Genomic DNA, 11,418 nt, shown 5'->3' on the forward strand with positions numbered 1-11,418 from the left:
CCAAATAGAGGCAAGGAACGAATTAAAGTGACTGAATTAAGCGGCGCAGTATTACATAAAACACCCCTAGAATTCAAGCGCTATCCCCCACAGTAAGGGGAAAAGATCTTAACGTCATAAAGTTGAATATATTTAACCCTAATTCACTTTGCGCGATTTAAGATTATCGGTATGATACGGCCTTATTAGAAAAAACTAATTTAGGCTAGCAAGGTCTCAAGAATTCAGTGTCATGTTAAGAGCTATTGTTGTTGTCTGTGTATTAGGGCTCCCCTTTTCTGCACAGGCATTAGTTCCACCCGATTTTAAAGAACCACCCAGTGATTTTACTGCCGAAATTGAAGGCGGCTTTCAGCTCAATACTGGTAATACTAATGCCACAAGTTTTAATGGTAGAACCAAATTTGTTTACGACACAACCACGGCGAAACAAGAAGCGACAATGAAAGCCTATTATGCCGCAGACTCACAAAGTTCGACGTCTGAGCGGTATGATTTACAATTGCAATCAAACTATAAACTTGATAGCGGTTATGTCTTCGGCCGAGGTGACGGCACTTGGGATCGATTCGGCAGTTATACTCGCATTTATACCGTGTCCAGTGGTTATGGTTTCGATGCTGTCAGTAACAGCAAGACCAAATTAAGTTTAGAAGTCGGCCCTGGTTACCGTTATAACTTAGCGATTGCCACTGACAGTGAACCCAATCCCAGTGCCAATAAAGATATCATTTTACGTTCAGCGGCAATTTTTGAATTTAAAATGCAAGAATACACGAGTTTAAATGCGGCGCTCACCTCAGAGGTCGGCGCCGAGAACAATACCGTCGGTCTGGATATCAGTTATAAAAACACCCTGTTTCAAGACTGGGCCTTCACCATAGGCACTGTCATGAAATACACCCAAGTGGTACCCGATGGCACCAAACAAACCGATACGATTACGACCATAGGCTTGCTGTATACCTTTCAGTAAAGGTATGGCGGAATTTTATCTTCTTACAACATCCATGTTTTTCGCTCAGGAAGGTTACCTTGTAACCTTCACCCTGCGATGAGGCTAAGGTCGTGAGCTCTCACTCACACAGAGATTAGGAGGACTGCTCGTCCTTATTCTCCTAATGATCTCCATAACGCCCAACGAAGTAAGGCACTTTAATTCTCGATAGACAAAAATATCTATCGCCTTATATTCACCATCCCTGGCTCACCTAAGGCTATTTTCGACTTCCTGTCTCAATCACGATATTTTTTATCGAATAATTAAATCTACTTCGATGGGGGCTATAAAAGCCCAAGCAGATCACTTCTTCGAAGTAGGTTTGTAGGTTACAAACCACTAAGAATAAATCTCGCTGCTAATCCACTCTCTCAAACTGCACCAATGCAACTTGTAAGCTCACTGTCTGAAACTCATTTGATGAATTATCAAGTCGTGTAATCGTATTGTCCCACTGTAACCTTAGCTCGACCAAAGGGGCGTTGGATTGGTTATATGGTCAGTGATAAAGTTAAATGCCTCCCAAGTAATATTGGTCTGGCTTACAATGTCAATCAATACCATTTAATCCTATTCAACATATCCATTATTTTCGCTCATTGAAGCAAGGTTATTTTACAATCAATACAGTTTTCTTATGTTTACCCCCCTAATCCTTACCACTAGAACAAACCAACACAAACAAGTTATTAACAATAATTAATTGATAAGTAAAATAAAAATCAAAAATAATCATAAAGTTACGATTGAAATTGGAATTTAAATATAAATCAATAAATGAAAATTAATAATATTTAATAAATCTGATATTCGTTCACTAGACAAAAAGCTAATTTTATTCAACCACAGCTTAATTGATTAATATAGGTTTATGACAAGTTTTAATATTTCTTCTACTAGCAACCCAAGCCTTCAAGTCGAGATTGATGTAGAGACACTTAATAAAAAAGGTTATTCAAAATGGGATCAAGCTTTTGACAAAATTGCAGACTTATTTGACGGTGCAAAAAGATTCGAAGCTAAATCATTGTTTGTTGAAATGATGAAAAACACCAGTGATGAAACAACTTTTAAACAACAATTTGATGAGTTAAAAGAGTTGGCAGCTCCAGCAAGTAAAGATAAATTCACTCGAGACAATGATGGGCTAGGTAATGTCACTTATAAAATAGACGGATACCAACTACAAACATTTGAAAATATAAACAATGATATTAACGACACTTTTTCTGATATTATCGATAGCTGTTTACTTAATATTGACTTAGATTCTGGCTGGGGAAGTGACTCTGAATTATCACTGCCAGACATTTTACCACTGACTGAGAATGAAACCACCAAAGTCGAAGACAGATTTAACTTACATACCTTACCTGAAGGGACACTCATGTCGACTAAACGCCCCTCAGGTGATTTAGAATCTTATGCGACTATGCTGCAAAGCCACGGGGCTAACGTATTGCTCTCAATTGATGATACTCAACCCAAAGACATCAAAGCAATATTAGCTCAAAAAAATATCAGCCATGTCAATGAAAAAGCCTTTCATATTGAAGATTTCTTTGACAAAGGCGAACTTCCAAAGAATAAGTTAATGGATATTGTGACACAAATTAATGAACTCGAATCTAAAGGGCAAAAAGTCGCCATTCATTGCGGTGCTGGAGATGGGCGTTCTGGCACAGTAAAATCGGCTTATTTACTCGAAAAAATGCTAATGGAGCAAATAGATAAAAATACACTCACAAATGAAACGGCAACCATTGAAACACACTACGATGGCAATACCACAACAGTCAATAAAGCTGTTGTAGACTGTATTTTGAAAGTGAGAAGCGATGGCCATGAAGCCGCGGTTGAACGAACAGAAGATGTTCTGGCTTTACAAGATATGTACACATCACTGACTTCAAGCCACAAATTTAACGTTAGCCAACATGTATTAGCCTAACCCCATAGATACTAAGCACTATTATAAAAGGTAACCTCCTCTACCGCACAAGGAAGTGTAGCGAGTACAAGCTCAACCCATCACTAGTTTGTACTAAATCCATGTTCAACCTCGATCACAGTTTAAGTAAACAAATATCGAAGCAGCGCACAGCTTTTGCTTTCGTTCCCCCATCGGAGCTGCCGAGATCATTTTATCAGTCATTACGTGAGTAAGGCATGAATGCCGCAGTAGCCTTAGTTGGACTAAGGATGGTGAATATGAGGCGATAGTAATGACTTTTAATAAAATATGAGGCGTTTAGCTTCGTAAGGGGCTGCAAGGTGATCCAAGAGGGGATTGCTCTGGATCCCCTTTTGGCCCGATGTGGATGGGAATCCACGATCTTCCATTAAGCGCAGCTTAATGAGAAGCTCACAAGTGTGAATGAAAGTTCACACCCTCAACCTACTTTAGTCTAACCCACTCTATTTTAGATAATAAAACCGACATTTCTGCATAAATCTAGTATCAGGCTTAACAATAAAAACATATACTTGTCGACTTCATTAATCGTTAACCGCTTAACAATATAAAGGATTATAAGGAATTACTCGATGAGAAATATCATTATCGCTTCATTGTTAGCCTTCGGCATCACGGGCTGCGCCACTAAAAAAATCCCCGTCATGCTAGAAGCCAGTAATGTTGTCCCTATTACGGCTGCTCAAGCAGCGCATGATAAATGTGAATTTGTTAAAAGCTTCAATGTTAAAACAGAGCACCCTAACAACCTGCAGCCAGAGCTAAAAAACCAGACCTATTTAGCGGGTGCTAACCGCTACTTGATCACCAATGTGATTGAAAAAAGAAAACAGCGCCCAGTGAATGTTGATGCAACCTTATTCAAGTGCCCTATTATCACTGCTTATGATGCAAAGCCAGCGGGCACAATCCAGTTACTGCCTGGCGCCAACAGCGTCAAACCTATTACGTTTGCAGAAATTGAAAATCAAAACTGTAAAGTGCTCACCACTCATATGATTGAAAAAACCTCACCACACAGCTTAGAGGTTGAACTGGCTAATGAAACCTATATGCAAGGCGGAAACCGTTTTCATATCACTAAAATTGTCGATGCCAGCAATGGCCGCCCAACCTCTGTCATGGCCGATATTTATCGCTGCCAACATAGAACCGTGGCCTTTGAGCAGTAATGGTCCCGCGGCTTTAAAAAACCAATAGAACAAACAAAAGTGCCATCATAATGATGGCACTTTTTCTATTATACGAGCATAAAGACAAGCGTTCACTTGAGTCAGCACACTCGACAACGAATCGCATTATTCTAAATAAATAGAACTGATTTTAGGTACTGTACTACCTGAAATGGTGACACAATCGTTCGCGATCAATTCAACTCGTTTATTGGATGCTTTGGCTGCCAGCAACATAGAATACATTTCTTTGGCCAAAAACTCAGAGAAGTATAATACCCCAGTGGTCTTTTTACTGCACTCGCTACCGTTAAATTCCACATTATAGACATATAATCTTGACGTCGATTCTGTACCTGAAATAAGTTGTAGCTTGTTATCAGTCAAATCAATATAGCCTGTTCGCCCACCAGTCGCCGAAAAGGCACTAAAAGACAGTAAAGAGGCGGCAAAGACGAGTCCTGCCACAACAATATTTTTCATTGAGCTCTTCATTAAGTTCTTCATTAAATATTCCATTAAATTTATAAACTTATTTAAACAGTATAACATTAGATCACTATTTAACGTTCTAAAAAAACAATGATGTTAATTAGGCAATGGCAAGTGATAAATATCCCGCGTTAAACCATCAGGAAAGATATCTCTTTTCACCTTTAGTCCGTCTAATCTCCTGACTAATTTTCGCGCCGCGATATTGTCATCATTCATTAATACTTAAGCTAGATGAAAGTGTCGCAGCAATAATCTATCCGTTTCTATTGTGGGGATCATATTATTTCACGACTTATCTTTATTAAGAATGGGGAAAGGTCAAATTCAGGGATGACATCGCAGAGCGCCCATGGCCAAAATGTTCCCGACATTTCCAGCTATCCATACAGTTTACAGCGTCACGATAGTTACTTGCACATTAGCCCGCTGCAAGCGATATGTTGAACTGGTGTTTAAACAGGATCTTGTTATATACAAGCAATCTTCCTTGCCCATGAAAAGTATGGGTGAGAGTCATGGTCTTCAATTCAGTTGAGCTGAATTGATAAAAAGTACCATCAAACTTTACTTAAAAGTGACGATAATAGTCGTGATCTACAACCCCCTAAATCACGACCCAGTTGAGTACCAACTCATGTTTACATCAGGCAAGATAATCAACCTTATTAAACGACCACGGTGATGTCATCACCTTATTACAAAACAAAGGCTACAATTGCAAATAGCGCATTTGGAAATGAAGTGGGATTATTAAATCCCCTTTTGCCCCAAGGTATAAATCATTGACCGATACTTTATTGGAATAGGTTCAAAGTGAATTCAAGATCAGTTTTGGAGGAGTTATTAAACAAACAAGTGAATTGAGCAAGAAGTCAATTGATACATCAACATAATACAACGAACTCAATCTCTTGCTGATTAAACTCCCTAAAGCTATCTTCAGATGTAAGCACTATGGTTTTGCAGACATAACAGCTCTTATCCTGTCTGCCACTTGAGCTTAGCCATTCCCCTACATTTTCCCTGATGACCGCAGTGTAAGAACCACAAAGAGAGTGAACTCCTTTCGGATGGACAGGTTGCCAATAGTTATACCAGAATGCTGAGAAACCAACTTTATCGCCATCAACAGAGTAACAAAATAGACCACCGTCAGAAGATCCGATAATTTTTTTGCCATCAATATTGCACTTAGGGACATAGAGCCCTCGTGATTCGAGATCAGAGTGCCAATGACCATATCTCATAAACGGATATGGAGTACCCGCTAATACAGTGACTTCAGACTTTACACTCTCATCAAACTCATAAGACAAGTTCTTATCTAGGAGGTTGCCAACTGATAGGCAACCAGAACGTTCATCTATCGGAATGTCAGCTTCTAAAGCTAAATCAGTTATCGCTTTTACAACAGTTAAATCAATCCACCGGTCATCATCAAGCTTAATAGGCAATGAAAGCGCTAACAGGCCAAGAGTGTTATCTTCTCTTTCAAAATTCGCCAAAGCTTCTTCAACAAAACTAATCAAACTATCCCTATCGGGGGAATTATCTCGATCCCATTCTGGCAGCCATGTTGGTTTTTGAGGGACAAGCTCCATGTACGCAGGCTCGATGGGGAGTGCCAGTACTGATAAATGCTCAGCATAAGAATCGGGCATACAGTAGAATTGCTTTGCCACTTCTATTGTTCTCAGATATGCAGAGCGACCACGATGACTCGCTTGCGTATAAAATTGCCCGGTAGTTCTGTGCCTATCACCACTAAAAAAGTAATCAATGATTGTTGCTGTAGAAGGTTGATATTCGAATGTACTGTTCCATTCAGATTGGTAATAACCGGTAAAGGGCAGACCGGTTCTTCGCTCTTCTTTTTTCAACCATGAATTGTACAGTAGAGGCACATGGTTTCCCTGATAATATTCGAATCGATTGTTTCCTTTATCCAAACTAACAAAAGGAGAGAATGGATAAGCATACTCCCCAAAATCTTCTGGGGTTGATATCAATTCTGAGAGTATTAGATCTGACAGTGTGGACCTTGCTTTGATGTAGTGACCTAGATCATTTGGGCAAACATAGCCCTTAGACTTCGCAATGAAAAATACGCATAACACTTCTATACACTCAGACTCCTGCTTTCTATTTATCAAGTCTTCCTTCAACAACTCTTCAACTCTTGGGTGCTGAGCTATTAAAAGCAGTGAAAGCTGGTCTATTGCCCACAGCTTAACAGAAGGTATTGGGAGCTTAAGCCTTGAAATTAACGACTTGACCAATGCTTCTTCGAGAGAGTCATCTTGACGCCAATCCCAGACTGGTTTTATCAGTTGAAGATTGCGAACGCTATCCTCCAGGCTTTCAACCATCGCTAACGTTAGCTTAAGCGCCTCATCTTTCCTTCCACTATGAGAAAGCAAAAATACTAACTTATCATTTGGAATAATTAGACTGCCAAACTTATCTGTCCAGCTATCCTGCTGCGATGTTGTTAGCTTTATGAATTCATCAATTTTTTTAGGGTATTGCTCTGCAACTACCTTAAGCCGACTGATGCTGTTTTCTGAACGTTCATACCAATCAGACCAACCTCCCATCGCCTTGTGAGCTGCAACTAAAATATCAAAGGCTTTCGCTTTACCATTTAACTTTTTAACACTGAAAAAAAGAAGATCTAATAAGTATCGTTTGTTACCAAAACGATCAATAAATGTATATATTTGTGGAATCAACTGTTGCAACAATTCACGTTCCTTACCCTGGGCACACCAATATTTGTACCAAGTCTTCCAAAATTCACTGATGCTGTATTTTCCTTTGAGCGCTGCTGTCAGCTCTTCGAATTTTTCAGGCGGATAATCCGATGGCTGCAACGAAATTTTTTCATCAAGTTCATCAGTTGATGAATGCTTATCTTCAGCCATATTTTGAACTTTAATACCAAGCAGACTATCTATTTCATCAGTGATATGAATGGCCTGTGGATTTCCTTGTTCAATCTTTTCTCTAAGAATTTGGTAACAGCTTGAGTGCAATCCTGTCAGATATAAATGTTTAGTAATGGGCGAAGAAAAGTCACACCTTTCAAGCAATCTTAGAATTGTCTCTTCAGCATAATACCATTCGCCATCGCTGAGCTCCTGCTCATAAACTGAAGCCGCTGTCTGTGGGTTTAATCTTGCCAATAGCGAAGATATGGAATGCTTAGAATGCCTAGTTTCATCCCCATCGGTAAACTCAGATATATTGAAAACTATCGGTGATATTCGCTCTAATATTTCCAGAGCTGAACCTGGTTCAGCTTCAGAAAGGTATTCCACCGCCTTCAAAATATTAAAAATGGTGGGGTCTTTGTGATGCCCATAACCGAGTACGAAATCCCATGTTTTTCTCAAACATTTTTCAAAAAGGGATAATTTATCGTGTTGAAATGCTATTTGAGCGAGTTCGAGGTAAGCATTAGAATTCTCAATTGTTTCTTCTAGCTCATTTAACTGCCGATCCTCTTCGAGCTCAATAAGCAGTTCCGCTGCATCATCGTCTAACAGCTTGAGACCTACCTCCTTATACCATAGCCGTAGCCAGTCAACTCTGAACACACCAGAGTCAACAGTTTGCTTTAGTTCATCACGCGAAACTTCAGATTTGGTTGTTATCAGGTGACAATCGGCTGCAATTTCAATCCAATCGCGCTTTAAAGCTATATCGGCTCTCCGTGTCTCCCATTGAACCTCATCTAATATTGGCCTCAACCGAAACATCGCACAAACTACGTTAAAGTTTAATGTGTTTCCTGCTAAAAGTTCATTTGCGATCCTATCTGTAAGCTCATTGAGTAAATCATAATGAGCTGACACATCCGCTCGATCTGATATTGCACTTACTGGTAACCAAGAGTAGTCGCCTTCCGCATTTAATCTGATACAAAGTGAAGAAAAAAACCAACTATGATAACTGCTCGTCTGTTCAACTTTGAAGGCTGTCGACGACTGGTCATCAAAATGGTGAGTTTCAATACTGGCGAATCTTTTCTTAGAGAATATATCTAAAAACTGAGATAACTGTTGCGAGGAAAAAAAGCTATATTCTGGCCTACAGGCAATATCTGCACCCTCGACAATGCTTAATCTAATTGCATCAAGTTCAATTTGACCAATATGATTTGAATCACGAGGTAAACACTGCCAAGCCCTGAAGAGCAGACTAAGCTCTTTTTTTGTGCAGCATGCAAGTCTAAAACTAGCCACATATCCGTCGGGCCAATTAGAGAAGTTTCCTCCTTCAAAAATTGCATCGTAGTTAAGGCTATCAGTTAATACTCCTGCTTTTATCAATGCAGCAGCTTCAGCTTCGTTATCTTGAGAGTGTCGTGAAGACAAGAGTTTGGTTTTAGCTCGATATCGATCAATAGCCTTCTGCGATAATAGCTCTGCTTGATCAACTGCCCCTCTATACCATAATGCAATTGCCAATATGGATAACTTGGTTGGTAAATACTCGTTTTGTCCAGAGACTATTTCATTCAGAGATGGCTCATCAGCGACAATTAGAGAGAGCATTTCCAAGTTAGTAGAATCCCATGTCTGGAACTCAGGACCATTGATAAGCCTGGTTTTTAGTGCTCTATGCCGATATGCCTCTGCATACTCGAGCTTATGGATCGCATAGGTTTCTGCTTCAGCTAACAGTCGAATGCATGATCTAGCAGGCATTCCAATAATAAGCTTATCAAGCACCCAGTCTCGAGTAACTCCCTGTCGCAACTCGGAAGAGTCGCCCCCCCGAGCCAAACTAGACCAAAGCCAATTATCTTTGAGGTGTGTCGGGGCACTCAAACTCAACCATTCACATACACATGGCAGCAATGCGTTTATTCTCTCTTGATGCTCTTCCTGATTTCGTACAAATACTACTAGGCTTTCATGAAAAGGCCTTACGCCACAGGCTCCCTCTGACAGCATATGTGCAACCGCATCTACACTCGGTGCATATTCGTGATTATCTTTTACAACTGTACCAATCGCCTGTCTCGGCCACGCAAAATGAAAACCACTGCATAGGTGAAGAACATCCTTTTGTCTATAATTAAGGTTACGCCAAAGCTCAGAATAGTAAGTAGTAATATTGCCATCGGAACATGGAGGAAGCTTCTCAATTTGCCAGGGAAAAAGTGCTAATCCATGATGAGACAGATACTCAGATGAATAAATTACATGCAAAGGGTAGCCATTTGTAGTATCTAATAACGCGCTAGCACTTTTCTTAATCTCTTCATCAACATGATTCTCATGGCAGTTTAAGAATAACCGACCAGATTCAATATGAAGTTTTAAAAACTCGTATATCGAATTTCCAGACATTTCAGGCAACCAATACCATTCATTCTTAGAAGAATGAGTAAGCAATGTGTAAGGAAGCAATTCATCATCAACTGGTTGCGTACCGACAAGTACCACTAAGTTGTCTGTTGCTGGGAGCAATTGCCTGAAGGTTTCATCCAATGGTTTTTTATTCTTAGCGTTATCTCGCCAAACATGATCCAGTCCATCAATCAATACAACAAAAGGTTTTCCCTTGCCTTTGTAGTAATTTGCGCAGGTTAACAGTGCATCACGTAAGTTTTCCGGTAGGGATGTGCTTGCATTTGACTCTTTGTGAAAGCTATTGATTTGATGCAACAGGGACTCAGCAACAATTCTTGGGCTTAGTCTGTCTTCAGTTGTGTCACCCAACGATAAGAAATAGTGGTGACGTATTAACGGAACTTCCAGATCTTCAAGCTCTTGGCACAAAAACGATAGATATGTACTTTTTCCAACACCAGGCTTACCCGTTAGAGTAATAACCTCACCATTTGAATGGTTAAGTTTAGTCAGTAGACCCCTGTGAAAATCTGAGTTAGGAAGGCAGTAATCTTCAGGTACTGAGAATATTTCAGGTATAGGTTCCGGCCTTTTTGGTGATAAGATTTCTCTAACATGATGAAGATAAATCCAACCACTTTCTGGTGGATTGTTCTGAAACATTGCCCATTCACGTGCTCTTGCTACAAGCCGTTCAACACCTGTATCGTCAGAAAACTTTAGAAGCTCAGCTCGAACACTACGTTTTATCGTAAGGTAGTCTCCATCACTATGTTGAACAGCAAGCTTCGAAAAAAGAAACGTAGCAGCCTCATGGCTTCCTAATTGGCTAATAATCTCACACTGTGTATCTTCATCAACCTGATTAAAGTCTACTTTCGAACCACGTAGACAGGATTCCATAGACCTGTCCGGCCGCTTGTTGGTTAGAAGAACAACATCCCCGAGCTTTTCAGCAGGTACAGCCACAATAGCATCGTAGAGTTTTTTTAGAATGGAACGAGATCTAGCTGTTTTACCTGAAATCTTTAACAGCCAATCCCACATAAGGCAGTTTTCATCCTTCTCAGGGGAGGGGGTAAATTTTACTTGCCAAAAATCTTTAATGCCATTTGGTCGTTCACAGACAACATCATCTATACCTTCAGGTGTTTCATTACTATCTATATCGGCTTCAAATGCCACCCTGACATACTGAGTGGGACCATGAAGCCATTCCGCAAGTAGCTTCACTCCCTGCAGCGTTTGATAATCATAGCCTGTATAAATAATCGCAGAATTTTTTACTCTCATGAAACTCGAAAACACCTTGAAACTAGACGCTCATTAACTCAGACTAACAGATTTACTTTTTTACATAAATAACAATATGTTTACCATCAGATACTAATGAACTTAACTTGCAGTCATCCA

Annotated in this window: 5 protein-coding genes; 3 read left to right on the forward strand and 2 right to left on the reverse strand. The window is 39.9% G+C overall.

From position 1 onward, the window contains the following. The first annotated feature begins 232 nt into the window (after positions 1-232). The 3 genes from Q0976_RS15960 (at position 233) to Q0976_RS15970 (ending at position 4,147) form a co-directional block, all read left to right on the forward strand. Positions 233-976 carry a DUF481 domain-containing protein gene (locus Q0976_RS15960; RefSeq protein WP_299494862.1) on the forward strand — a complete coding sequence of 248 codons (744 nt, stop codon included), beginning with the start codon at positions 233-235 and terminating at the stop codon, positions 974-976. Positions 977-1,871: 895 nt separating this feature from the next. After that, positions 1,872-2,951, forward strand: a complete 1,080-nt coding sequence (locus Q0976_RS15965; protein WP_299494863.1) for a dual specificity protein phosphatase family protein — start codon at positions 1,872-1,874, stop codon at positions 2,949-2,951. Positions 2,952-3,547: 596 nt separating this feature from the next. Then, positions 3,548-4,147, forward strand: a complete 600-nt coding sequence (locus Q0976_RS15970; RefSeq protein ID WP_299494864.1) for a hypothetical protein — start codon at positions 3,548-3,550, stop codon at positions 4,145-4,147. Positions 4,148-4,273: 126 nt separating this feature from the next. On the opposite strand, the gene Q0976_RS15975 is transcribed toward Q0976_RS15970, so the two are convergent. Together Q0976_RS15975 and Q0976_RS15980 are read right to left on the reverse strand one after the other, a co-directional pair. Continuing rightward, entirely contained in the window at positions 4,274-4,654 is a 381-nt protein-coding gene (locus Q0976_RS15975; protein WP_299494865.1) for a hypothetical protein, read from the reverse strand. Positions 4,655-5,526: 872 nt separating this feature from the next. After that, positions 5,527-11,298 (reverse strand): ATP-binding protein, encoded by a 5,772-nt coding sequence (locus Q0976_RS15980; RefSeq protein WP_299494866.1) that lies wholly within the window; start codon positions 11,296-11,298, stop codon positions 5,527-5,529. Positions 11,299-11,418 lie beyond the last annotated feature (120 nt).

This window comes from uncultured Shewanella sp., assembly GCF_947501665.1.
Taxonomy (GTDB): domain Bacteria; phylum Pseudomonadota; class Gammaproteobacteria; order Enterobacterales; family Shewanellaceae; genus Shewanella.

What these genes read in the sequence shown, in the direction of transcription:
- Q0976_RS15980 (WP_299494866.1), bottom strand. Translation starts at nt 11,298, where the DNA reads ATGAGAGTAAAAAATTCTGCGATTATTTATACAGGCTATGATTATCAA.
- Q0976_RS15960 (WP_299494862.1), top strand. Translation starts at nt 233, where the DNA reads ATGTTAAGAGCTATTGTTGTTGTCTGTGTATTAGGGCTCCCCTTTTCT.
- Q0976_RS15965 (WP_299494863.1), top strand. Translation starts at nt 1,872, where the DNA reads ATGACAAGTTTTAATATTTCTTCTACTAGCAACCCAAGCCTTCAAGTC.
- Q0976_RS15970 (WP_299494864.1), top strand. Translation starts at nt 3,548, where the DNA reads ATGAGAAATATCATTATCGCTTCATTGTTAGCCTTCGGCATCACGGGC.
- Q0976_RS15975 (WP_299494865.1), bottom strand. Translation starts at nt 4,654, where the DNA reads ATGAAGAACTTAATGAAGAGCTCAATGAAAAATATTGTTGTGGCAGGA.